The sequence below is a fragment of the Clostridium sp. genome, from assembly GCF_017888565.1.
In the GTDB taxonomy this organism is placed as follows: Bacteria; Bacillota; Clostridia; order Clostridiales; family Clostridiaceae; genus Clostridium.
This window is the reverse complement of the sequence record NZ_JAGHFX010000080.1, coordinates 96945-122742: the sequence shown is the minus strand read 5'-3', so window position 1 is coordinate 122742 and position 25798 is coordinate 96945. Positions and strand designations below refer to the sequence as shown.

Here is a 25798-nt window from a genome sequence, read left to right as displayed (position 1 = left end):
TTGCATTTATTTTAAATTCTGCACTATAAGCTTTGTGCTTTATTGACATAAAAAATCACCCCATTATGTAGATTGTACACGACCTTTTATTGACTGTCTACATAATGGGGGTAAGACCATTTCGCGAGGCCCTTTTAAGTTATTTATTTTACTTGTATAAAAGAGTTTTAGATTAAAATATTTATATATTATTTAAATATGCAAAAGACTAAAAAATTTTAGATTTTTAATGAAAATTATTTTTAGCAACAAATTTATTATTAGAGTATAGTTTAAGACTAATATCATAAAGGTTGAAATTATGTAGAATTGGTATATCAAAGATATTACAAAATTACACTTCGATTTAAACTATATTTATATAAACATAAGCGAAAATCAAAAAAAATAATAAATTTAATAATAAATTAAATAAAATTTAAAAAACATTTCAAAATAATATCGACATGAAAAATTTGAAGAATTTTATATTTTTATTGGTTTTTATAGTTAAATAAAAGTTTTTTGTGATATATAGAGAAATACTGCAATAAAATGTAAAAAAAGAACAAAAAAACGAGAAAAAAATTGTTGTCGACAATAGTTATGTAAAAATATGATGATGATTTTTGATGAAATTATTATAGAAAAATAATTAATATTAAACTATAATAGGAATATGGTGAATTTTTCATGAATATTTAATTGAGCAAATTATGGAAAAGGAGCTATTTGTAAGTTATAGTAAAGATATGAAGAATGTTGTAATAGGGAGAGGAATTATGAATATAAACAATGATAGCACAATGCAATTTATAAAATTTGGATTAGATGCTTCTGCATTAAGAGAAAAAGTAATTGCAAATAATATGGCTAATATAAATACTAAAGATTTTAAAAAATCATATGTTTCTTTTGAAGAGAACTTAGAAAAAGCAACTCATGCATTTTCCTTAACTAAAACTAAAAATATGCATTTTAATGGAAAATTTAATGATTCTTTAATTAGTGTGAAGCAAGATAAAAGTACAAGTATGAGAACAGATGGAAATAATGTTGACATGGATTTAGAAAAAGTAAATCAAGCGTCAAATACGTTAATGTATAATGCTTTAATAACTCAAGCAAATTCCAAATTAAATATGACTAAGAGTGTTATATCAGGAGGAAGTAGATAGGTATGGGAATATTTAATACTATGAGAATAAGTGCAAGTGGTCTTTCAGCAGAAAGATTAAGAATGGACACAATAACATCTAATATAACTAACGCAACAACAACTAGAGGAGAAGATGGAAAGCCTTATGTTAGAAAAATTGCTGTGTTTCAAGAAAATTTAGATGAAGCAAAGAAACTTAATGGAGTAAAGGCTGTTGGAATAGTTGAAGATGAGTCGCCTCTTAAAAGCGTATATGACCCTACTCATCCAGATGCAAATGAAGATGGGTATGTTACTATGCCAAATGTTAATTTACTAAATGAAATGGCTGATATAATAGCAGCTTCTAGAGCTTATGAAGCTAATGTAGATACTTTAAATGCTTCAAAGAGTATGTTTACTAAATCATTAGAGTTGGGAAGGTAGAAATAAAATATGATAGTTAATAACTTTGTTCCAAGTGAAAAGATTTTTGAAAACAGTATTAATACAAATAATATTAAGACAAGCTCCGCGGAAAATAGTTTTCAAAATGTTTTAAAGGATAGTTTAGATAAACTTAATGAAAAACAAATTAATGCAGATAATATTACAAATGATTTTATTTCAGGAAAAGATGTTGAAGTTCATGAAATGATGTTAAGTATGGAAGAATCTAAGATGTCACTTCAATTAGCAATTCAAGTAAGAAATAAAGTTGTTGAAGCAGTACAAGAATTAACAAGAATGCAATTGTAATTATGGTAAGGAGTGCTATTAATGGATAAGCTTAAGGAAAGCTTTAGTAAGCTGTGGGGGAAGTTTAAGTCATTTAGTAAAGGGATAAGAATTGCGATAATAGCCACATTAATTACATTTATTATTGCTATAGGATCTTTATTTTTTTACAATTCGGCTAATAAATATAAGGTATTATTCTCAAACTTAGATGCAAGTGATGCACAGCTTGTAACAAATAAATTAAAAGAAAAAAAAGTTGATATGAAAATTGAAGGGGAAACTATAATGGTTTCTAAGGACTCAGTTGATGAGTTAAGGCTTGAACTAGCACCTGAACTTTCGGATGGTAGTAAAGGCTATGAGCTTATGGATACTGGGAATTCATTTGGAATGACAGATGAAGAATTTAAATTAAAAAAATTAAGAATGCAACAAGGAGAGCTTGAAAAGACAATAAAGAGTTTTCCACAAATTGATACAGTAAGAGTACATATAACACCTTCAAAAGATTCTGTCTTTGTAGAAGATAAAGAGCCAGGAAAAGCAGCTGTTTATTTAAAACTCGTTCCAGGTAATAAACTAGGAAAAGAACAAGTGGAGTCAATAGTTGCATTAGTTTCAGGAAGCACTGAAAATGTTCCTAAGGAAAATATTGAAGTTATAGATGATAATATGAATCTTTTAACTAAAGATTTAAATAACACAGATGGAACAGAAGTAAGCTCTGAAACTATAGAAAAACAATTTGCTTTAGAGAAAAAATACGAAGAGGATATACAAAAATCAATAATAGATCTTTTAGAACCTGTAGTAGGAAAAGATAAAGTTAAAAGTTCTGTAAATGTTGATTTAGATTTTGATTCAAAGCAAAAAACAGAAACAACTATAGATCCTAATAAGGTTATTGTTAGCCAGCAAACTATAAAAGAAAATAACGGAACAAATACAGGTGAAAATAGTGGTGGGCCTGTAGATAATAATATGGGAAATACTATAGATGAAGAAACTACAGGAAATAGTTCTTCAAGGGAAGAAGTGAACACTAACTATGAAAGTGGAAAAACGGAAACTAAAACTATAAGTGCTCCAGGTGAGGTTAAGAGATTAACTGCATCTGTTTTTATTGATGGAAATATAGATGGAAATATACAAGCAGCTATAGAAAAATCTGTTGCCAATGCAATTGGGCTTAGTACAGAAAGAGGAGATAGTGTATCCGTAGTTGGTATGACCTTTGATCCAATAACAAAGGAAGAAGCACAAAAGGAATTTGATGCTATAAATGAGTTGTTAGCAAAAGAAAATAGAAATAAAATTATAATTTATTCAGTTTTAGGTTTATTAGGACTTATAGCAATTGTAGTAATTTTAATTTTAATTAGAAAGAAATCTAAAAATAATAAAGAAGAAAAAGAAAACTTATTAGATGTTGTTATAGATGATAGGTTATCTAATGGAAATACTGAAGTTATGCCTTCGATTAATTTTGAGAGTATTAATCCAAAAGCACATATAGAAAATGAAATAAAGAAATATGCAACAGATAAACCAGATCAAGTAGCAGATATAGTAAAATCTTGGTTAGCTGAGAATGAGAGGTGATAATATGGCAAGAGATACGACAAAATTAAATGGAGTACAAAAAGCAGCTATATTGTTTATAACACTTGGTCCTGAAGCCTCATCAGCAATTTTGAAGAAGCTTCCGGAGCCAGAAATACAAAAGATAACATATGAAATTGCTAATATATCATCTGTTACTTCTGAACAAAGACAAACTATACTAGATGAATTTTTAGAAATAAATAAGGCTAGGGATTATATTATAGAAGGCGGAATTGAGTATGCAAGAACTCTATTATCAAAAGCCTTAGGAACACAAAGAGCAAATGAAATTTTAAGTAAGGTTACAGAAGCTACTCAGCAATATAGACCATTTTCTATTGCTAGAAAAGCAGATGCTCACCAACTTTTAAATGTAATTAGTTATGAGCATCCACAAACAATAGCTTTAATATTATGTTATCTTCAACCAGATAAAGCAGCTCAAGTTTTAGCAGAGTTACCTGAAGATACTCAAAGTGAAGTTGCTTATAGAATAGCAACAATGAGCAATACTTCTCCAATGGTAATTAAAGAAATTGAAAAAGTACTTGAAAGTAAATTAAGTACTGTTGTTAGAAGTGAAATGACTTCACTCGGTGGAGTTGAAACTTTAGTAGATATTTTAAATCAAGTTGATAGAACAACAGAAAAGAATATTACTGAGAGTTTAGAAAGAGAAGATGCAGAGCTTGCAGATATTGTTAAGAGCTCAATGTTTGTATTTGAAGATATTATTACTCTAGATGATGTATCTATTCAAAGAATTCTTAGGGAAGTTGATGGTAAAGAACTTGCTCTTGCGCTTAAGGGATGTTCAGATGAGGTGGCAAATGCTGTATATAGAAATCAATCTAAGAGAGCAGCAGCGGCACTTAAGGAAGATATGGAATTCTTAGGACCGGTTAGACTTATGGATGTTGAAAAGGCACAACAAAAGATTGTTTCAATAATTAGAAGATTAGATGATGCTCAAGAAATAATAATTTCAAGAGGTGGCGAAGATGCAATTATCTTGTAATCTTATAAAAAGTAATTCAGCATTGGAAGTTTCGAAAAAGAAGATAGAAACTAATTATCTAAGCAAAGAAGAAGCTTTAGAAGAAAATAAAGAGCAAGATGTAAAATCTATTGAATCAGAAATTAGAAAAAGTTATGAGAGTTTAGGTGCCAGCATTTTAAAAAAGGCTAAAAGAGAAGCGGAAGAATTGCTTATGCAAAGTAGAAAAACAGCTATTGAAATCGAAAAAACCTCATACGAAGAAGGATATGCACAAGGAAAAGAAAATGGATTTGAAGATGGTTATAAAGAGGGATTGCAAAAAGCTAAGTTAGAAACTGAAGAAAAGGTAAAAGAATATATAAAAAAGTCAGAAAAAATATTAGAATCTGCAAATAACGAATTTAAAGAATATTTAAAACTAAAAGAAAAAGATATTATAAATATAGCTTTTGAAATGGCAGCGATAATAGCTAGAAAAGAATTACAGCAATCTGAAAGTATACTACCTTTGTTAGAAGATATTTTAAATGAAGCTAAGGGTGAGGAAAACATAATAATAAAATGTAATACAGTACATATAAAAGCAATTGAAGATAAAGTAGATTACTATAGAAAAGCATATGCCATAAAAGGTGAGATATTTATTATTGAAGATCCATTAATGGAAAGTGGAAATGCGATAGTTGAAAAAAATACAGGCAAAGCTATTATTGGGTTAGATATTGGGTTAGATATTGGGTTAGAAAAACTTGAAGAAGTTTTATTTAAGTAATAAGTAGGTGAAAATATGATAAATGTAGATTTTGATTTATTAAATAGAAGAATTAAAGAAGTAAATACTTATTATTTAGAAGGAACGGTTAAACAAGTAATAGGATTAACAATAGAAGTTCAAGGGGTTAAGGCCTTTGTTGGAGAACTTTGTACCATATATAATCAAGGAAATCAACCAATTAAATGTGAAGTAGTTGGGTTTAGAGAAGATGCAGTACTTTTAATGCCTCTAGGAGAACTTATAGGAATATCTCCAGGATGTAGAGTAGTTCCTGAAAGAAGACCTTTGGAGGTAAGATGTTCAGATGATTTACTAGGGAAAATACTTGATGGATTAGGTAATCCACTTCAAGGAGAAGAAATTTTTCAAGGGGATGGATATCCTCTTGAAAATCAGCCGCCAGATCCATTAACAAGAAGGAGAATAACAGAAACTCTTCCAACTGGAGTAAGAGCTATAGATGGATTTTTAACTGTTGGTGAAGGGCAGAGAATTGGTATCTTTGCAGGATCAGGGGTTGGAAAAAGTACTACACTTGGAATGATAGCAAGGGAAGCTGAAGCAGATATTAATGTAATTTCTTTAATTGGAGAAAGAGGAAGAGAAGTTCTAGAATTTATAGAAAAAGATTTAGGGCCAGAAGGTATGAAAAAATCAATTGTTGTATGTGCAACATCGGATAAACCAGCCTTAATAAGAATTAAAGGGGCTTTAACAGCAACAGCTATTGCCGAATATTTTAGAGATAAAGGGAAAAAAGTTATACTTATGATGGATTCTGTAACTAGATTTGCAATGGCACAAAGAGAAGTAGGATTAGCTATAGGAGAACCGCCAGCACAAAAGGGATATACACCATCAGTATTTGCTAAATTACCTAAGCTTATGGAAAGACCAGGTACATCTGATAAAGGTTCTATAACAGCCTTTTATACAGTTTTAGTTGATGGAGATGATTTTAATGAGCCCATTGCAGATGCTGTAAGAGGTATATTAGATGGACATATAGTTTTATCAAGAGCTTTGGCACATAAAAATCATTATCCTGCAATAGATATTTTGAATAGTATTAGTAGACTTATGCCTAGTATTGCTACAGATACTCATAAGGAAGCAGCATCTATAGGAAGAGATTTGCTTGCTACTTATAAAGATGCTGAGGATTTGATAAATTTAGGTGCTTATGTAAATGGAAGTAATAAAAAGATAGACTTATCAATTCAATACAATGATAGATTAAATAGTTATTTAAAACAAGGAATTGAAGAAAAATCTGATTTTAACACTTCTTTAGAAAAACTTATTTCTATTTTTAGAAATTAAAAGGAAGGTTGAAAATGTCAGGAAATTTTAAATTTAGACTAGAAAAGCTTCTTGAAATAAGAACAGAAAAAGAAGAAGAAAGCAAAAGATTATTTAATAAGACTGAAAGAGAAAAACAGAAGACAGAAGAAAAATTAAATAATCTTAAATTCAATTATGAAAGATACAATGGAATAAATAAAGGTGAAAGTCTTGTTTATCAAAAAATAAAAAGAAACTATTTATTTGCTTTAGATAAGGGAATATCAGAAACAGAAAAAGATTTAACTATAAAGTTAAAAGAACTTGATATAAGAAGAGAAGATTTACTAAAAAAGCAAATAGAAAGAAAAACAGTTGATATATTAAAAGAAAGAAAGTCATTGGAATTTTATAAGGAAGAAGAAAGAAAAGATCAAATATTCAATGACGAACTTGCTTTATATGCATATATGAGAAAGCATTGAAAGGAGGTGAGTAAAGAATGATAAATACAAAAAATCTGATGGATTTAGACAATAAGTTAAATAATATAAAGACTAACTCAAAGAAAGAAGTATCAAAAAATGATACTGAAGTGAAATCTGACTTTAAAGATTATCTTAGCAAAGAAGTTAAGAGTGATACTTCAAAAAAAACAATGAATAATGCATACGTACAAGAAAATGATAAAGATTCTATTAGTAAGGAAGGCACTTCTAAAAGTCAAAATAAAGTAGAAGATAACCTATCAGAAGTATCTGATAGGTTAGAAGAACTAATTGATAATGAATATTTCCCAGGAAATGGATCAGATGTTGATGATTTAAGTGAAATATTAATATTATTATCTAGTCTTTTAAATAAAGATTTAAGTAATGAAGGCTTAATTGATATTAATAATGATTTTAGCATTTTAAGTGATTATGATTTGGATAATATAGAAAATTTATTTTTAACATTATTTAATTCAAATGAGAATACAAAAATAGAAGATCCTTTATCAAATTTAGAACTATTAAGATCTAATAGTCTAGACGATATGGATATTAAGGAATTGTTAAAAGATGTAAAAGAAATAACTGATAATATTTTAGAAGATATAGACTTAAATGCTTTTGATACTAATGCAATAGATGATTATAAAAGCGAATTATCAAATAAAATCATTTCTATATTAGAATCATTATCAAAAGAATCTATAGAAAAAATATCTTCAAATATTAAAGACGAAGACAAGCTTAAAATATTAAGTAGTTTATTACTAGAAAAAGGAATAAATAAAGCTGATGAAGCAGAGGAAAGTATTAGTGAGACAAAGATAATTATAAATGATGACTTTTCAGATAATAAAGTTAATTCATTGGATAAAGATAAAAATTTAAATGATAATGATACATTAAAACAAAACTCTTTAGATGATAATAATGATGAAGATAAAATACTTTCTAAGATAATAGACAGTGATAGTAAAAGTTCATTTTCAAAAGTATTAAATTATTATGACAAGTTTAATAAAAATAACGTAGAAGTAATAAAAGAACCAGTGGTTGTAAATAAGCAAACATTAGATTTAGACATAATAAAAAATGTTAAGTTTATGATGAAAAATGCTGTACAAGAATTAAAAGTAAAAATTTATCCTAAAGAATTAGGAGAAATGACTATCAAAATTCTTTCAGAAGAAGGAATAATGAGAGCAGAAATAAAGGCAACTTCTAAAGAAACTTATAATTTATTAAACTCTAATTTACATGAGATAAAGAAAAGCTTAGTAGATCAAAATATAAAAATCCAAGAAGTAAATATAGGAATATATAATGAAGATACTACTTTCTTTAGCGGAAAAGAAAATTCATCAGATAATTTTAGAAAGCAACAAAGCAGTGAAAATAATAATAAATCTATATTTATTGATGATGAGGAAATTAAAGAAGATTTACTTAATGAAAGCAATGTAAATTTATTGGCGTAGAGGAGGATTATAATTGTCTAATGTTATAAATAGTTATACTGGAGCTAGGGCAACAGATAGAGGAACACAAATAGTTAAACCAGGACAAGACATGGATAAGAATGCATTTTTAACAATATTAGCTGCAGAATTATCTAATATGGATCCAATGGGAAATAACGATTCAACTCAATATGTTACTCAAATGGCACAGTTTGCTTCAATGGAGCAAATGACAAATTTAAATACTACAATGTCTAGTTATGCACATAACTCAATGGTTGGAAAAGGTGTAACTTTAAAAAGCGTTGATAGTGAAGGTAAGCCTTACACTGGGATTGTAAAGTCTGTAACTTCTACATCAGCAAAAACTACAATTTCTGTAGAAGTTAATGAAAATGGAGCTAATACTTATAAGGAATTTGATATAACAGATGTACTTACTGTTTTAGATGTTCCTGATTATTCATTGCCATCAATTAATAATATAAATGGTAATATGTCATTTTTAGTTGCTTCTTCATTTATTGGAAAGCATGTTGAATTAAATGAGAAAGATTCAAGTGAAAATAATATTACTGGAGAAGTTTTAGGAGTATTAAAGGATGAAGGTGTAGTTAAAGTAAGAGTTAAGTTACATGATTCAGATGAAATAAAGGAATTTACTTATGACAAGATAATTAAGGCTTCAAATAGCAAAGAAGAGATAAAACCAGAGGAAGATAAAGAAGAAGATAAGTAAATTATTAAAGTAGGTGATTTTTTGGGCTTTAGAGTTATAAATGGAAAAGCTTATCCTGTAGGTAATTTTCAGTTACCAAATGAAAGGGTAAATGAAAAAAATAATCACTACAAAAGCAAGTTTGATGATATTTTAAAGGAAACTATAAATAAAGATAGTGAAGAGTATACACTCTCAAAGCATGCGGCAGAGAGATTGAAAGAAATTAACTTTACAGATGTAGATATGAATCAAATTGCAAAAGGATTTAAAATGGCACAGGCTAAGGGATCTAAGAATTCTGTAATGATATATAAAGATGTAGCTTTAATAGCTAGCATAGAAAATAAAACAGTAATAACAGCAATAGAAAAAGAAAGAGCCAAGGAAAATGTATTTACAAATGTAGATAGTGTAGTAATTTTATAAGCTGGACCTATTTTAGGAGGCTTAATTCTTGCTGAATGACAGATGCAAGAAATAATAAAGGGTTGGAGGTCAAATTTATGTTAAGATCAATGTATTCCGGGATAAGCGGTATGAAAGTTAATCAAACTAAGTTAGATGTTATAGGAAATAATATATCAAATGTTGGTACTACATCATTTAAATCATCAAGAGCAAGATTTAGTGATATGTTAAGTCAAAATGTATCTGATGCTATGGCGCCATCTAATAACCAAGGGGGAGTAAATGCTAGTCAAGTTGGGCTTGGAGTTCAGCTTGCAAGCATAGATTCAGTTATGACTCAAGGTATGATGCAGCCAACAGGTAGAGCTTTAGATGTAGCAATAGATGGTGATGGGTTCTTTATGGTAAGTAAAGGGCCAGCAATTTATGATAGCACATTAGAAGTAAATCATAGAGCAGGTGCACATAATATAACTGAACAATCATTAAGTAATTCTGGAAGCGAAATTATGTATAGTAGAGACGGTTCATTTATATTAGATGAACAAGGAAATTTATTAACTGGTGATGGATTTAGAGTAATGGGCTATTCATTAACAAATGATGATAGTTCACAAGAGGCAACGGGACAAGTTCCTAATGCAGTAAGCACTGCTGGATTAGATTTTAGATTTGGACCTGGATCACAATTAAATGGATATAAAGTAGTTTTAGGAGCTGTTGGTCCAGGAACAGTTACATCAGCAGATGTTAATAAGGCAGAAAAACTTATAATAGTAAATGGTGATTTTTCTTCATCAGGAGCATTAACACCAGCTCAAGTTGAATCAGCAGTAAATAAAGGTTTATCATCAGCAGGGATATCTCAACAAATTTTTGTTAGCGGAAAGCCTATAAGCTTTGACGGTTTAGGGTCATCAGCTGTTGCTGGTGGTACAGATGCATTACCTCCTAAGGCAATTACTATAGCTGGATTTACTATTCAACTTAATGAAGGTAGTGATTTAAATGGATATAGCTTTGAAATTGGAGAAATATCAAAAGATCCATTAGAAGTAAATATAGAAAAAGGAAGAAAGAAAATTGTTATTAATGCAGATTTCTTAAATAAGGCATTTAATTCTTCAGATTTACAAGACGAGTTAAATAGTAAGTTTAAAGCTGCTGGAATTACACAAGAAGTAAAAGTTACAGGAACGCCTGCAACATTAGGTAATATAAGTGGTACTACAGATGATTCAGGTAAAGTTAATTCTCCAGCTAATATAGTTAATACAAAAGATGGAAGTACAACTAATTTATCAGTTGGTGGATTTGCATTTTCAGGTCAAACTGATGGAGAGCTTAATGACTACACAATTTCTATAGGAGAAAGCTCAGCAGGAACACCACTTACAGTAGTAGTTGAAAATGGAAATATAATAATTAATGGTGATTTTACTAAGGCAGATTCATTTACAAATACAGAATTGCAAACTAAATTAAATAGTGCATTAAAAGCAAATGGAGTTAAGACTCAATTAACTGTTGCAGGAAGTATAAATTCAGCTGAAACAACAAATAAAGTTAAATTCCAAGAAGGGGTTACAGCATCAGCTCCAAAGGCACTAAATATAGCAGGGTTAAATGTAGAGCTTCCATCAGGAACACTATTAAATAACTTAGAGTTTGAAATTACAGATATAAATGAACCAGGGTTATCTGTAGTATATGAGCCAGCTTCAGGTGGAAATAATCATAAGTTAGTTATTAAAGGTGATTTTACTAAAAAAGTTTCAGCAAGGGATTTAGAAGATAAAATAAATGAAGCATTAGCAGCACAGTATCCAAGTGATTTACCAAAGGTTAAAATATCAGGAACATCTAAGCCTTATACAGGATTAACTTCAGATAATGTTGAAGGTGGAGAAGTTGATAAAGCGCCAGGAAAAATTACAGTAGGTGGAATAGAGATTCTTTTTGATGCTGGAGCAGCTTTAAATGGTTATAAATTCCAAGTGGGAGCCATAACTCCAGGAACTAAAACAGAAGCTACTATAGATGAAAAGGGAAAAACAATTACAATAAATGGAGACTTTGTAACTCCAAATGCTATTACAGCTAAAAACATACAAGATGCTTTAACTAGAGCACTAGAAGGAAAAGGAATAGATCAAGGAGTAAGTGCAACTGGAAAGCCAATGGAAATTGGAGGAGTTGTTTCAGAGGAAACAAATGGAGGAACTCCAATAGAAAGTATGAATAGTGATGGAAGTATTAATTTTGTAGATGCAACAAAAGATCTAAAATCATATGATGGAGAATTAAAAACTCTTAAAATTCCAGATAAGGTAAGAATACCAGGAACAGATATAGAGCTTAGAGTTAAAACTTATACAATAGATAAAAATGGTGTAATTAATGGTGTTCTTGAAGATGGTAGAGTAGCTGCACTTGGACAGTTAGCGATGGCAAGCTTTAAGAATCCAGAAGGTTTATCTAAGCTTGGAGGAAACCTTTATAGTTCATCAGTTAACTCAGGGGATGCTATTATAAAGAGTGGTGTTGGAACTTTAAATGATGATAATTCAAATGGTTATGGGGATAATCTTCAAGGAATGCTTGAAATGTCAAATGTAGATTTATCAGAACAATTTACAGATATGATAGTTTCAAGTAGAGCTTTCCAAGCAGCAGGAAAAATGATAACTACTGGAGATGAAATTCTTCAAGATATAATTAACTTAAAGAGATAGTTAAGTAAAATAGATCGCTGATGCTCAGTTAAATTTATAATTGAGCAAAGCGGTTTAAATATATAAGCAAATTACCCAAAAATGGTTTATATCTACTAAGGTAAATTTACTATAGTGAAGAGGGGAATTTAATGATTAATGTAACAGCTATGAATAATAAAGAGTTTATTTTAAATGCAGATCATATAGAGAAAATAGAAGAGGTTCCTGAAACTTTAATAACATTAACAAATGGTAAAAAGTATATTGTGCTTGAAAGTGTAGAAGAGATAGTGGAAAAAGTAATCAGATATAAAAATAAGATTGTTACTTATAGATTGTAATGGGAGGCAATAGTATATGAAAAAGTCAGATATATTAACCTCAATTGGGTTAATATTAAGCATAGTATTAATGATTTATGGAATGCTTATTGGAAGTAGTCTTAAAATTTTCTGGGACTTAGCATCTGTAATAATAACTGTAGGAGGATCACTATCAGCTCTTTTAATAACATATTCATTAGAAGAAGTGAAAAACATGGGAAAGCTTTTCATACAAGCTTTTAAGGAAAATAAATCATCAGGAAAAGATATAGTTGTAAGATTTGGTGATCTTTCCAAAAAGGCTAGAAGAGAGGGTTTATTATCTTTAGAAGATGACATTTCTGAAATGGAAGATCCTTTTATGAAAAAAGGCTTACAAATGGTTGTAGATGGTATTGAACCAGAAACAATAAGAGAAATATTAGAATTAGAAATTGGAGAAATGGAAAACAGGCATGAAAGAGGAGCAGGTATTTATGCTGCTTGGGGAGCTTATGCACCTGCATTTGGTATGTTAGGAACTTTAATTGGATTAATTCAAATGCTTGCAAATTTAACGGATGTAGCCAATATTGCATCTGGTATGGGAAAAGCCTTAATTACTACATTTTATGGTTCACTTTTAGCAAATATTTTCTGTAATCCTATTGCATCTAACTTAAGGCAAAAGAGTGCAAAGGAAGCTGGAGAAAGAGAAATGATTTTAGAAGGAATACTTGCAATACAATCAGGTGTAAATCCAAGAATCGTGGAAGAAAAGCTGATAACATATTTACCTCCTAAGGAAAAATTAGAATATTTAAATAACAGCATTGAAAATGGTGAAGGAGTTGTTATTTAATGGCTAGAAAGAAAAAGAATAAAGGTGAAGGCTTAAGAGGCGATGAATGGATGGCAACTTATGCTGATACTGTAACTTTATTGCTTACTTTCTTCGTTTTGTTATATTCAATGGCTACTGTTGATGCGGAAAAAACAAAAAGTATTTCTAATGCTTTTACATCAATGCTGAGTGGACAAAGTGGTGATAGCATAATGGAGTATAACATGTATAATGGGGAAGTGCCTTTAATTGGAGGAGAAACTGAAGATAATATAGAAGGTGGAGAATCATTAACAGAACAAGAAAAAATGTATAAGAATGTTAAAGAATTTGTTAACGAAAATAATTTAGGTTCTGTTGTAGATATAATTGACAATGAAAGAGGAGTTGTAATACAACTAAGAGATAATGTCTTATTTGAAACTTCAAGTTCTGATTTAAGAGAAGATAGTAAGGAAGTACTTAATAAAATTAATTCACTCATTGCATCTGTAGATAATCAAATATTAGTTGAAGGTCACACAGATAATAGACCTATAAATACAGGTAGATTCCCATCAAACTGGGAATTATCTGCTGATAGAGCAGTAAATGTAGTTAAATATTTTATAGAAGTAATGGGACAAGATCCTTCAAGATTTAGTGCAGCAGGATATGGAGAGTACCATCCAGTAGCACCTAATGATACTTATGAGAATATGGCTAAAAATAGAAGAGTTGATATTTTAATTGTGACAACTGAAAAGGAGGAAGAATAAAATGGCTGAAAGTAAGCAAGAGAAAAAAAAGGGTAGTAAATTAATTATAATCATTGTTATTCTAGCAATTTTTGGTGGGGGAACATTTGGAGGAGTATATTACTTTATGAATAAGAATAATGCCTCACAGCCAGTTGTTATAGAAGAAGCTTTTTTTGAAGTTGGAGAGATATTTGTAAATTTAAGTGATGAAGGATCAAAGAGATATGTTAAGCTAAATCTTTCAATAGGTTATGATAAAAATAATAAAGATTTAGTAAAAGAAATAGAAGATAAAAAAGTTGTGCTTAGAGATGTAGCAATATTTTATGTGAAATCTTGCAAGGCTAGTAGTTTTGAGCCAGCTAATGAAGCAGTGCTAAAAGGTGATATGATTACTAGAATGAATCAAAAGTTAAAGTCAGGATTGATAAAGGATGTATATATAAGTGATATTATAGTACAATAGAAGGAAGTAGAGTTAAAAGATGGATTTAACATTTATGATATTTAAGTTAATATTTGCACTTACAGTGGTACTAGGACTTATGTATTTAGTATTTAAAATAAGCGGAAATAGACTTAATAAGTTTAATGAAGGAAAATATGTAAAAGTATTAGAAAGAGTTCAGATAGCTAAAGACACTTCAATAGTAGTGGTAAAGATTGGGAAAAAAGGATATATAATGAGTTCATCTAATAATAATAGTGAAAAGATAGATGAAATATCTGAAGAAGAGATATTGCTTTTAGAAGAGGAGAAAAGAAGAGAAAAAGAAAAGATTAATCAGCAATATGAAGTAGCTATTAAGGGTTTAAAATCTAAAATAAATAAACTTAGAAATAAATATAACTAAAAGGAAGATTTGTATGAGTAAAAAGAAAAAGTATATATTTATAATGTTTTTAGCATTAGCTTTAATAGTCACCTTTGATAAAAGTGTAAGTGCTGAGCCTATAAATATACCAAACGTTAATATTTCGGTAGGTGGTGAATCTACTTCTCCTCAAAACTATGTTGATAATATTAAATTATTAATAATATTAACTATTTTAACATTATTACCTTCCATAATAATAATGATGACATCTTTTACAAGAATAATAGTTGTATTTTCATTTTTAAAAAATGCTTTAGGAGCACAACAATCTATACCAAATCAAATACTTATTGGACTAGCATTATTTTTAACTATATTTATAATGCAACCAGTTTACAGTGATATAAATAACAATGCATTTAAGCCTTTTATGGAAAATACAATAACTCAAGATGAAGCTATGGAGGCTGGAAGTAAGCCTTTAAGGGAATTTATGTTAAAGCAAACAAGACAAAAAGATTTAGAATTATTTATTGAAGCATCAAAATTAGATAAAGAAGAAATAACAAGAGATAATATTCCATTAACTGTTGTTATACCAGCTTTTGCAATAAGTGAATTAAAAACAGCATTCCAAATAGGCTTTTTACTGTTTATACCTTTCTTAATAATAGATATGGTTGTAGCAAGTGTTCTTATGTCTATGGGAATGTTTATGGTGCCGCCTGTAATGGTAGCATTACCATTTAAATTATTATTATTTGTAATGGTAGATGGTTGGTATTTAATGGTTAAATCATTAATAATGAGCTTTGGAGGATAGGTAATATGTATGAGTGAAAATTTAATAATAGGAATTGTTAGAGATGCATTATATACATCATTAAAAGTAGCAGGTCCTATATTAGTAGTATCAATTTTAATTGGATTAATAATAAGTATATTTCAAGCAACCACTCAAATACAAGAACAAACATTAACCTTTGTTCCAAAACTTATAGGAATTGCAGCTGTAGGACTAATGTTATCAAGCTTTATGTTACATACACTAGTATCTTTTACAGAAAGAATATTTGAACTTATTATTAAAATATCTACTTAGGGGGTAGGTAAAGTATGATAGATACAACCTACTTTTTAGCCTTATTTTTTATATTTTTAAGGGTTACAGCTTTTTTTGCTATAACAAATGTATTTTTTCCAAATGGAACACCAAAAACATTAAAAGCTATGTTTTCATTAATATTTTCCTTCGCATTACTTGGAGGAATAGATTATTCAAATATAAATTCAATAACTAGCAATTATTATTTAGTTATTTATATGATTTCAGAAGTTACTAATGGATTAATTCTTGGATTAATTTCTAATATTGCTTTTGAAGTAGTACTTATGGCAGGAAGTTTAATAGATGTACATATAGGATTGAGTATGGTTAATACAATAGATCCAAACAGTAAAACAAGTACCACTATAAGTGGTAATTTGCTTCATTATGTAGCACTTATGATTTTCTTCGTAGTAGATGGACATCATATGCTTATTAAATCCCTTATTGAAAGCTTTATAATACTACCAATGGGTAAAGGGCTATTATACCCTGATACAATGATGGTACTTATAGAAGTTATAGCGAAGTATTTTGTGATAGGATTGAAAATTGCAATACCAATAGTATTGATAATTATATTAACAGATCTTTGTATGGGACTTATTTCAAGAGCTGTCCCTCAAATAAATGTGATGATACTCGGTATGCCAGTTAAAATGTTGGTTGGTATAATCGCCATATCAATATCATTACCTATTATAATAAAGTTATTTGTTAGTAGCATAAGTTACTTACCAGATATATTTAGAAAAATAATGACAACTGTCCCTTTAGTTTTCTTAATTGGAGCAGATGAAAAAACAGAAGAGGCTACTCCAAAGAAGAAAAGTGATTCTAGAAAAAAAGGGCAAATAGCAAGAAGTAAAGATGTGGGGCTTGCAATTACAATGATAGCTACTGTATTAGTTATTGTTGCATTAAGCGGGTTTATAGTATCTTCTTTAAAAGATAATGTAGTTTATTTTCTAGGAGATATGGGATCCATAGAAGTTACGGAAAATAGTATAAAGGGTATAAATACTCTTATAATAAGTAAGGCAGCAATTGTAATAATGCCAGTTATTTTACCTATAATGATAGCTGGAGTTGCTGCAAGCTTAATTCAATCTGGATTTCTAGTAGTTAAGGATGCTATAAAGCCTTCCTTTGGAAAACTTAATCCTATTAATGGATTTAAAAATATGTTTTCTAAAAAATCTTTAGTTGAATTAATAAAGAATTTAATACTTATATCAATAGTTATATTTTTAGCTTATTCATATATAAGAGATAACTTTGATAAAATAATGCAAATTGGAAATTTATATTTACCTACTTTAGGAGTTGAGGTTAAATCTTTAATAGTCGGCATATTTGTGAAGGTATGTATATTATTAGTTGTAATTGCAATTATAGATTATGTTGTGCAATATATGCTTTTTCAAAAAGATATTAGAATGACTAAGCAAGAAATTAAGGAAGAATACAAACAAATTGAGGGAGATCCTCAAATTAAATCTAAAATAAAACAAAGACAAAGGGAAATGTCACAAAGGAGAATGATGCAATCAGTTGGAGAAGCCACTGTTGTAATTACAAACCCTACTCATTTAGCTGTGGCAATTAAATATGAAGAAGGGAAGGAAGCACCTAAGGTTGTGGCTAAGGGAGCTGATGCTATAGCAATAAAGATCAAAGAAAAGGCTATAGAATCTAAAGTTCCTATAATAGAAAATAAACCCTTAGCAAGAATGATATTTGAATCAGTAGAAATTGATAAAGAAGTTCCACAAGATATGTATCAAGCTGTGGCAGAAGTATTAGCTATGGTATATAAATTGGATAAGAAAAAAAGACGTACTAGATAATAAAGGATGGGATAAGGTTGCTTGCAAACAATAAAATTGATATTAAAAAAAATATGGATATATTAGTAGCCTTTGGTGTTTTAGGTATTGTACTTATGATAATAATACCTCTTCCACCACTAATTTTAGATATTCTATTAGCATTTAATATTACACTATCAGCTGTAATTATAATGATAACTATGTTTACTACAAATGTATTGCAATTATCAGTGTTTCCAACATTATTACTTGTAACAACACTTTTTAGATTAGGTCTTAATATATCATCTACAAGACTTATATTAAGTGAAGGTGATGCAGGAAGCATAATTGAAGCCTTTGGAGAGTTTGTTATTGGGGGAAATTATGTTGTTGGTATAATAATATTCTTAATTATAGTAATTATACAATTCGTAGTAATAACTAATGGAGCCGGAAGAGTTTCAGAAGTATCAGCAAGATTTACTTTAGATGCTATGCCAGGTAAACAAATGAGTGTAGATGCTGATTTAAATGCTGGAATAATTGATGAAGTAACTGCAAGAAAAAGAAGACAGGATTTGCAATCAGAAGCGGACTTTTATGGAGCTATGGACGGGGCATCTAAGTTCGTAAAAGGAGATGCGATAGCTGGGATAATAATAACCATAATTAATATAATAGCAGGTATTGTTATTGGAGTAATGGGAGGTATGGATTTTGAACAAGCTGGAGAATTATATACAAGACTTACCATTGGAGATGGATTAGTTAGTCAAATACCAGCATTATTAATATCTACAGCATCAGGTATATTAGTAACTAGGTCAGGATCTTCTGATAACTTTGGTAAAACCTTTAGTAAACAGCTTACTGCATTCCCTGTTGCACTTGGAATAGTTTCTGCGGTAATGTTCTTCTTAGCATTAATACCAGATATGCCAAAGCTTCCATTTTTATTAGCGGCAGTTACAGGAACCATTGCTACATATCTTTTAATAAAGGAAGATCAGAAAAATCAAGAAGCTGAGCTTGCAAAGGAAGAGGAAGAGTATACAGAAATGGAAAGAAAAGAACCAGAAAATGTAATGAGTTTAATTTCTGTAGAACCTATGGAAGTAGAAATAGGTTACGGATTAATTCCTTTAGCTGATGAGTCAACAGGCGGAGATTTACTTCAAAGAATTGCATCTGTTAGAAGGCAATGTGCAATAGAGATGGGTGTTGTTGTACAACCTATTAGAATAAGAGATAATCTTCAATTAAAAACAAATGAGTATGTAATAAAGATAAGGGGAACTGTTATAGCATCATCAGAACTTATGGCTAATATGCTACTTTGCATGGATCCTTCTGGTGATAATTCTCAAATTGCAGGGATAAGAACTATTGAACCTACATTTAATTTACCAGCAGTATGGATAAATAAAGATCAAAGAGAAGAAGCAGAAATAAAAGGTTTAACAGTTGTAGATCCAACTACAGTTATGGTTACACATTTAACTGAAACTATAAAAGCTCATTCATATGAGTTACTTGGAAGACAAGAAGTTCAATTAATAGTAGATAATACTAGAGAGAAATATAGTACAGTTGTGGAAGAACTTATTCCAGATTTAATGACAATAGGAGAGCTACAAAAAGTATTGCAAAATTTATTAAGAGAAAAGGTTCCAATAAAAGATATGGTTACAATAATGGAATCTTTAGCAGATAACTCAAGACTTACAAAGGATTTAGAACTTTTAACAGAGTATGTTAGATTTGCTTTAGCAAGAACGATTTGTAATCAAGTAATAGATGAAGATAGAAGTATAACAGTAGTTACTTTATCTCCACAAATAGAGGAAATAATAGCAGCAAATACTCAAAAATCTATGCAAGGATCATTCCCAGCTGTTGATCCAGATACAACTACTAGAATACTTGATTGTGTAAGAGATACTCTTGATAGAATATATTTTTACAATAATCAACCTGTTATATTAGTATCACCTAATATAAGGCCAGTATTTAGAAAGCTTATAGAAATGGTATTTCCACATGTGATGGTTATATCATTAAATGAGATTCCAAATGATGTAGAAATAAGAACTGAAGGAGTTGTATCATTGTAATGGTAATTAAAAAATATTTAGTCAAAAATATGAATGAGGCTCTTACTAGGATAAGATATGAATTAGGCAAAGATGCTATTATAATAAGCCAAAGAAAAGTAAAAGAATCTGGTATTAAGGGGTATTTTATGCCTAAATTAATTGAAGTCACAGCAGCTTTAGAAAATAACAAAATAGACAAAAAGAATAAATTTAATATAGAAAATAAAAATCAAATAGATTTTAAGGACTCAATAGATAGTATTAAAAAGATAATAGATGATAGTAAAGATAGCAAGATTGATAAAGCTCAACAGATTAATAAAGAAGTGAATTTAACAAATACAGATAATATAAAAGAAGAAGTAAAAGAAATCAAAGATTTGCTAAATAGAGTTATTAAAAATACTAATAAAGAGGAAGAGAAAGATATAGTATTAGAATATTTAAAAGATATGGATATTGATGATGAAATAATAAAAGAAATATTAACTAATAAATATGATAATATAGATGAATTTAAAAAATATTTTAAAGAATTATTAGAAAATGAAATTGAGGTTTGTACTGAAAGTTTAAGTGGCAAAGTAGTTTTGGTAGGACCAACAGGAGTTGGAAAAACCACGACTATAGCAAAGCTTGCAGGAAGATTAGCATTAATAGAAAAAAAGAAGGTTGGTTTAATTACAATAGATACATATAGGATTGGTGCTGTAGAACAATTAAAAACTTATGCAGAAATTATGAATATTCCATTTAAAGTAGTTATAACTTTAAAGGAAATGGAAGATGCAGTTAGTGAGCTTGAAAATTGTGATGTAATATTAATTGATACAACTGGAAGAAGCAGTAAAAATACTATGCAAATATCAGAACTTAGAGCCTTTACTCAAAAAGTAAATGCAGATCATATAGCATTAGTGATAAGTGGAACAACTAAAAATAGAGATATACAAACTATAATAAATGGATATAGTGAAATTGGCTATGAAAAAATGATAATAACAAAGCTTGATGAAACTAGCTCATATGGATGTATATACAATATTATAAAGAAGGCACAAAAGCCTATAGCATATATTACTACTGGTCAAAACGTTCCAGATGATATTAGAATCCCATTAAAAAGTGAAATTTCAAAACTTATTCTTGGGGAGGAAACTATATGTTAGATCAAGCTGAAAGCTTAAGAAAACTAGCAAGAGGTGAAGTTCTGGAGGAACAAAAAAGAAAGGCTAGGATTATTACAGTAACCTCAGGCAAGGGCGGTGTTGGGAAAAGTAATTTTGTAGTGAATCTAGCAATTACATTAGTACAAAAGGGAAAAAAAGTTTTAATATTTGATGCAGATATAGGAATGGGAAACGATGATGTATTAATGGGCATATATCCTAAAAATAGTGTTTTAGATTTAATTAATGGTAAATTAGCAATAGAAGATATTATTGTTAACGGACCAGAAGGGGTTAAACTATTGCCAGGTGGAAGTGGACTTAATAATATAGAAGATATTCAGCAAAATCAAAGAGATTTGTTTTTAAAAAAGATAGAGATGTTAGAGGGTTTTGATTATATTTTTATAGATACAGGAGCAGGAATAAGTAGAAGTGTTTTGGCTTTTATTGCATGTTCTGATGAAGTAATATTAGTAACTACTCCTGAACCAACATCATTAACAGATGGATATAGTCTATTAAAAGCAGTAGATCATTTCAAAATAAAAGATAAAGCAAGCATAGTAGTTAATAAGATTTTAGAAAAAAAAGAGGGAGATCAAACTTTTTCAAAATTTAAAATGGCAGTTAATAGGTTTTTAAAGTTAGATGTAAAATTTTTAGGAGTTGTATATGAAGATAGAAAGCTTATAATGTCTGTAAGAGAACAGCTTCCGTTTGTAATAGGATATCCAAATTGTGATGCAGCTAAATGTATAAAAACTATAGCCGAAAAAATTATAGGTGAAAAAAAGGAAACTATGGGAGTAGGAGCTCAAGGGTTGTTTAAAAAATTATTTAATATTTTTTCTTAGGGGGTTAGTCATGGCAAAGTTAGAACTTGGGATAAATTGCAAAATTGACGTTTTATGGGAGGAAAGTATGTATAAGTCTTCAATCCAAGATATAAAGGATGATGAAATACTAATAACAATTCCAGTAAGCGATGGCATTTATTTAACGCTAAAAGATGGAAGTGAAATAGAGCAAATTTTTTATGATGATAAAGGAAATGTATTTGGATATAAGAATAAGGTGTTAGGTAGAATAACAGAAAAAGATATACCATTTTATAGAATAAGTAAGCCTTATGATATAACAAGGATTCAAAGAAGAGACTATGTAAGAGTTAATGTTGTACAAGTTATAAATTATATAAAGGAAGAAGAGTTAAAATCAAATATTAGCGGAGAAGAAAAATATGAGCATGCATTACTTCTTGATTTAAGTGGTGGTGGTATGCGAATTAAGATAAAGGAAGAAGTAAAAGCTTCAGATATTATAATTGCAAATTTAACATATGATAATGAAAAAATATCTGTAAGAGGTAGAGTAATAAGAGTTGATAAATCAGAAGATAAAAAATACATATGCGGTATAAATTTTGATGATATAGATAATGGAACAAGAGAAAAAATAATAAAAACAGTATTTACAATAATGAGAAAACAAAGAGAACTTATTTAAGAGGAGGCCATTAGTATGGAATGTCAAAGCCCTATAATTCATAAAGAACAAATAGTCGAAAAGTATATACCATTAGTTAAATATTTGGCCTCTAGAGTTATGCTCGGTAAAACTAAGTATATAGAATATGAGGATTTAGTGAGCTACGGAATTGTTGGGCTTTTAGATGCAATTAATAGATATGATTCAACTAAAGGAATGAAGTTTTCATCTTATGCAACTCTAAGAATAAAAGGAGCCATGATTGATGAAATAAGAAAATGTAGGCCAATTTCAAAAGGGGCTATGGATAAATTAGCAAAGTATAATGAGTGTGTTGAAAAGCTTCAAAATAGATATATGAGAGAACCAAGTTTACAAGAAATTGCACAAGAATTAAATATATCGGAGCAAGAGGTTTCTCAAGTTGAAAACTATATTAATTACATGTCCATAATGTCTTTGGAATCTATAATTTATTCTGATGATGATGATGTAACTATAATGGAAACTTTAGAAGATAAAAATTCTATTTCTCCTGAAGAAACTTTAGAAGATAAAGAAAAATTAGAGATTCTTGCAGAAGCAATTGAAAAATTAAAAGATAAAGACAAGCTTATTTTAAATTTATATTATTATGAGAAGCTAACACTAAAAGAAATTGGACAAATTTTAGAAGTCTCAGAATCTAGAGTTTGTCAATTACATAGTAGAGCAATAAGAAACTTGAGAGTAGTAATGCAAAAAATAAATTATATATAAAAAGTAAATCATTTTGAACATAATAGGAGGGAGAAGGTTATGCTTCCTATATTAATAATCCTAATAGGAATTATGCTTATAATTTTAAATGTTAAGGCAATAAAAAAAGAAAATAAATCATTCGGTAAAATATTAGAGAGAGAAGAATCAAATAATGATAAAGATTATGATTTGGAGATAATAGCTATACGAAAGGATTTAGCAGAAACTGTTTTAGACCTACAGAAAGAAATTGAGGATTTAAAAATTTCAATAAATAATATTAAGAATTCTAAGATAGTAGACGATAATAAAATAAATATAGCAAGTTTTAAAGAAGAGGATTCAGAGAATAGTTTCAAAAAAGATTATAATACTAATAATTTTAATGAAGATGTAATATCTGAAATAAATTTTTCTAATAAGTCAAACATTTCAGATAACAATTTTAAAAGTGATAAGTTAAAGAAAGTAAAAATGCTTTTAGAAAATGGATTAACTGATGATAAAATATGTGAAGAGCTATCCATAGGTAAGGGGGAAGTACTATTAATAAAAAGTTTATTAAAAAGTTAACTATAATATTTGATTTCTTAACAGATAGAAAAATACTTATGGGAATAGGAATAGGCATGGTATTAACTTCGATTTTTATGTTTGGATATAGTTATAATAAAGAGATTTCTAATGATAAGATAGAGGAAAAGGCTAGAGGTCTTGGAATGCACTATGATGATGAATGTAAAGTACTATTTAAAGGGGATGAGGGCAATGATTAGAAGTCTATATACAGCTGTATCAGGATTAATATCACTAGAAAATAGGCAAAATAATATTACAAGCAATATGACTAATGCTAATACAACAGGCTTTAAAGGCGATAATTTATCAATAAAAAGTTTTGATGAAGTTATGATACAAAATAGAGATAAAGTAGTTAATGGCAATAATGTAGTACAAAAATTAGGAACTATAAGCTTAGGATCAGAAATAGATAGCGTTGATACAGCATTTACTCAAGGGCTTATAAAAAGCACAGATAAACAAACCGATTTTGCAATAGAGGGAAGAGGCTTTTTTGCTGTGCAAAGACAAACTAATAATGGTAATGAAATATTATATACAAGAGATGGTAATTTTAAAGTTGGAAATGATGGATACCTAATAAATACTAATGGTGATAAGATTCTTGGGATGAATAAAAACACAGGTGCACTTGATCCTATATTTGTTGGTGGAGATAAGTTTATATTAGATCAAAATAATAATCTTTACGTAGGAAATAGATCAACTCATACTTTGGCAACGGCTGATTTTAGCGATTATGGAAATTTACAAAAGATAGGAGATAACTACTTTAGAGGAGAAAATCCTATATATAATGCACAAGTTTGGGTTACACAAGGAGCATTAGAAGGTTCTAATGTAAACATTTCTAATGAAATGGTTAATATGATAACTACAATGAGAAACTTTGAAACTAATCAAAAAATAGTACAAACTATTGATGAAACTTTAGGAAAGGCTGCAAATGAAATAGGAGCAGTTAAATAGTAGGAGGAGAATTTATGTTAAGAACATTATGGACTGGTAAAACAGGAATGAATGCAAATCAAGATAAGTTAGATGCAATTTCAAATAATATAGCAAACTCAACTACTATGGGATATAAAAAAATAGAAGTTGGTTTCAAAGATTTACTTACAGAGTCTTTAGATAGAAATGGAATTCCACTTAATGATAAAGATTCAGTAATTGGAACCGGTACAAGAACGTCAGAATGGTTTAGAGATAACTCACAAGGTATGCTTCAAGAAACTTTAAGAAGCACTGATTTATCAATAGATGGCCTAGGATATTTTAAAATTATTTCTGATAATGGACAAGAAGCATATACAAGAGATGGAGCTTTAGCTATTGATGCTAGAGGTAGACTTGTAGATAATAGAGGAAATAAATTAGAATTAAATTACTTAAATGGGTACTCAGAAGATAATGTTGTTTTTAATAAAGATAACTTTTTAGTAGATAAAAAGGGACAAGTATATATAAAAGATAAAGAAAACTTTATACAAGTAGCTGAAATTCCAGTATATACAGCAGTAGGAGATAGGGCTTTCATATCAATAGGAGATAATTTATTTACTCCATCACCAGGAGTAGAAGTTCAAAGAACAACAAACTTTGATATATACCAAGGAACACTGGAAGGTTCAAATGTTGATGTTGCAACAGAATTTTCAGAAATGATAGTAACACAAAGAGCTTTCGAACTTAGCTCAAGAGGAGTAAAAACTGCAGACGAAATGTGGGGAATGATTAATAATATGAGAGCTAGGTAATTAAGCAAAGCTTA

General features: G+C 29.2%; 29 protein-coding genes and 1 pseudogene. All 30 read left to right on the top strand.

What is annotated here, in order from left to right; genetic code table 11:
- Nucleotides 1-761 precede the first annotated feature (761 nt).
- The 30 genes and pseudogenes from flgB to J7M87_RS15420 all read left to right on the top strand — a co-directional run bounded on the left by flgB (nt 762) and on the right by J7M87_RS15420 (nt 25784).
- Complete coding sequence (gene flgB, locus J7M87_RS15565) at nt 762-1157, top strand: flagellar basal body rod protein FlgB (RefSeq protein ID WP_291652329.1); 396 nt, start codon at nt 762-764, stop codon at nt 1155-1157.
- A gap of 2 nt (nt 1158-1159) precedes the next feature.
- Entirely contained in the window at nt 1160-1564 is a 405-nt protein-coding gene (flgC, locus tag J7M87_RS15560) for a flagellar basal body rod protein FlgC (RefSeq protein ID WP_097032680.1), read from the top strand.
- Nucleotides 1565-1573: 9 nt separating this feature from the next.
- A complete protein-coding gene (gene fliE, locus J7M87_RS15555) occupies nt 1574-1876 on the top strand; it encodes a flagellar hook-basal body complex protein FliE (protein ID WP_291652325.1) in 303 nt (100 codons plus the stop codon).
- 21 nt (nt 1877-1897) lie between these two features.
- Entirely contained in the window at nt 1898-3460 is a 1563-nt protein-coding gene (fliF, locus tag J7M87_RS15550) for a flagellar basal-body MS-ring/collar protein FliF (protein WP_291652323.1), read from the top strand.
- Nucleotides 3461-3464: 4 nt separating this feature from the next.
- Complete coding sequence (gene fliG / locus J7M87_RS15545; RefSeq protein ID WP_291652321.1) at nt 3465-4481, top strand: flagellar motor switch protein FliG; 1017 nt, start codon at nt 3465-3467, stop codon at nt 4479-4481.
- Nucleotides 4465-5235: a FliH/SctL family protein gene (locus J7M87_RS15540; RefSeq protein WP_291652319.1), complete on the top strand. Its 771-nt coding sequence runs from the start codon at nt 4465-4467 to the stop codon at nt 5233-5235. The genes fliG and J7M87_RS15540 overlap by 17 nt, the downstream gene beginning before the upstream one ends.
- 15 nt (nt 5236-5250) lie before the next feature.
- Nucleotides 5251-6561 (top strand): flagellar protein export ATPase FliI, encoded by a 1311-nt coding sequence (gene fliI / locus J7M87_RS15535; RefSeq protein ID WP_291652317.1) that lies wholly within the window; start codon nt 5251-5253, stop codon nt 6559-6561.
- Between the two features lie 14 nt (nt 6562-6575).
- Nucleotides 6576-7007, top strand: coding sequence for a flagellar export protein FliJ (gene fliJ, locus J7M87_RS15530; RefSeq protein ID WP_291652315.1), 432 nt, complete (start codon nt 6576-6578; stop codon nt 7005-7007).
- Between the two features lie 17 nt (nt 7008-7024).
- On the top strand, nt 7025-8494 hold the full coding sequence (locus tag J7M87_RS15525) for a flagellar hook-length control protein FliK (RefSeq protein ID WP_291652313.1): 1470 nt from the start codon (nt 7025-7027) through the stop codon (nt 8492-8494).
- 13 nt (nt 8495-8507) lie between these two features.
- Nucleotides 8508-9215 carry a flagellar hook capping FlgD N-terminal domain-containing protein gene (locus J7M87_RS15520; RefSeq protein ID WP_291652311.1) on the top strand — a complete coding sequence of 236 codons (708 nt, stop codon included), beginning with the start codon at nt 8508-8510 and terminating at the stop codon, nt 9213-9215.
- A 21-nt stretch (nt 9216-9236) separates the two neighbouring features.
- Entirely contained in the window at nt 9237-9623 is a 387-nt protein-coding gene (locus J7M87_RS15515; protein WP_291652309.1) for a TIGR02530 family flagellar biosynthesis protein, read from the top strand.
- A gap of 77 nt (nt 9624-9700) precedes the next feature.
- A pseudogene (locus J7M87_RS15510) lies at nt 9701-10225 on the top strand (flagellar hook-basal body complex protein); the annotation flags it as partial.
- Between the two features lie 1377 nt (nt 10226-11602).
- Nucleotides 11603-12340 (top strand): flagellar hook-basal body complex protein, encoded by a 738-nt coding sequence (locus J7M87_RS15505; RefSeq protein WP_291652335.1) that lies wholly within the window; start codon nt 11603-11605, stop codon nt 12338-12340.
- A 131-nt stretch (nt 12341-12471) separates the two neighbouring features.
- The gene (locus J7M87_RS15500) at nt 12472-12663 is read left to right on the top strand and encodes a flagellar FlbD family protein (protein WP_291652307.1); all 192 of its coding nucleotides are present in this window, start codon (nt 12472-12474) and stop codon (nt 12661-12663) included.
- Nucleotides 12664-12679: 16 nt separating this feature from the next.
- Nucleotides 12680-13486: a motility protein A gene (locus J7M87_RS15495; protein ID WP_291652305.1), complete on the top strand. Its 807-nt coding sequence runs from the start codon at nt 12680-12682 to the stop codon at nt 13484-13486.
- A complete protein-coding gene (locus tag J7M87_RS15490; protein ID WP_291652303.1) occupies nt 13486-14226 on the top strand; it encodes an OmpA family protein in 741 nt (246 codons plus the stop codon). Before J7M87_RS15495 ends, J7M87_RS15490 begins: the two co-directional genes overlap by 1 nt.
- A 1-nt stretch (nt 14227) precedes the next feature.
- Nucleotides 14228-14674, top strand: coding sequence for a flagellar basal body-associated FliL family protein (locus tag J7M87_RS15485; protein WP_291652301.1), 447 nt, complete (start codon nt 14228-14230; stop codon nt 14672-14674).
- A gap of 19 nt (nt 14675-14693) precedes the next feature.
- The gene (locus J7M87_RS15480) at nt 14694-15062 is read left to right on the top strand and encodes a flagellar biosynthetic protein FliO (RefSeq protein ID WP_291652299.1); all 369 of its coding nucleotides are present in this window, start codon (nt 14694-14696) and stop codon (nt 15060-15062) included.
- Nucleotides 15063-15075: 13 nt separating this feature from the next.
- On the top strand, nt 15076-15849 hold the full coding sequence (gene fliP, locus J7M87_RS15475) for a flagellar type III secretion system pore protein FliP (protein WP_291652298.1): 774 nt from the start codon (nt 15076-15078) through the stop codon (nt 15847-15849).
- Nucleotides 15850-15858: 9 nt separating this feature from the next.
- Nucleotides 15859-16128, top strand: a complete 270-nt coding sequence (fliQ, locus tag J7M87_RS15470) for a flagellar biosynthesis protein FliQ (protein WP_291652295.1) — start codon at nt 15859-15861, stop codon at nt 16126-16128.
- Between the two features lie 14 nt (nt 16129-16142).
- Complete coding sequence (locus tag J7M87_RS15465) at nt 16143-17984, top strand: fused FliR family export protein/FlhB family type III secretion system protein (protein WP_291652293.1); 1842 nt, start codon at nt 16143-16145, stop codon at nt 17982-17984.
- Between the two features lie 53 nt (nt 17985-18037).
- Nucleotides 18038-20062, top strand: a complete 2025-nt coding sequence (gene flhA, locus J7M87_RS15460; RefSeq protein ID WP_291652333.1) for a flagellar biosynthesis protein FlhA — start codon at nt 18038-18040, stop codon at nt 20060-20062.
- Complete coding sequence (gene flhF, locus J7M87_RS15455) at nt 20062-21213, top strand: flagellar biosynthesis protein FlhF (RefSeq protein WP_291652291.1); 1152 nt, start codon at nt 20062-20064, stop codon at nt 21211-21213. Before flhA ends, flhF begins: the two co-directional genes overlap by 1 nt.
- Nucleotides 21207-22070, top strand: coding sequence for a MinD/ParA family protein (locus J7M87_RS15450; RefSeq protein ID WP_291652289.1), 864 nt, complete (start codon nt 21207-21209; stop codon nt 22068-22070). The genes flhF and J7M87_RS15450 overlap by 7 nt, the downstream gene beginning before the upstream one ends.
- A gap of 10 nt (nt 22071-22080) precedes the next feature.
- On the top strand, nt 22081-22722 hold the full coding sequence (locus J7M87_RS15445) for a flagellar brake domain-containing protein (protein WP_291652287.1): 642 nt from the start codon (nt 22081-22083) through the stop codon (nt 22720-22722).
- Between the two features lie 15 nt (nt 22723-22737).
- Nucleotides 22738-23463, top strand: a complete 726-nt coding sequence (locus tag J7M87_RS15440; RefSeq protein WP_291652286.1) for a FliA/WhiG family RNA polymerase sigma factor — start codon at nt 22738-22740, stop codon at nt 23461-23463.
- Nucleotides 23464-23502: 39 nt separating this feature from the next.
- On the top strand, nt 23503-24018 hold the full coding sequence (locus J7M87_RS15435) for a hypothetical protein (protein ID WP_291652283.1): 516 nt from the start codon (nt 23503-23505) through the stop codon (nt 24016-24018).
- A 38-nt stretch (nt 24019-24056) separates the two neighbouring features.
- Complete coding sequence (locus J7M87_RS15430) at nt 24057-24221, top strand: hypothetical protein (protein WP_291652281.1); 165 nt, start codon at nt 24057-24059, stop codon at nt 24219-24221.
- A complete protein-coding gene (locus J7M87_RS15425) occupies nt 24214-24996 on the top strand; it encodes a flagellar hook-basal body complex protein (protein WP_291652280.1) in 783 nt (260 codons plus the stop codon). Before J7M87_RS15430 ends, J7M87_RS15425 begins: the two co-directional genes overlap by 8 nt.
- 14 nt (nt 24997-25010) lie before the next feature.
- Nucleotides 25011-25784: a flagellar hook-basal body complex protein gene (locus tag J7M87_RS15420; RefSeq protein ID WP_291652278.1), complete on the top strand. Its 774-nt coding sequence runs from the start codon at nt 25011-25013 to the stop codon at nt 25782-25784.
- Nucleotides 25785-25798: the final 14 nt, after the last annotated feature.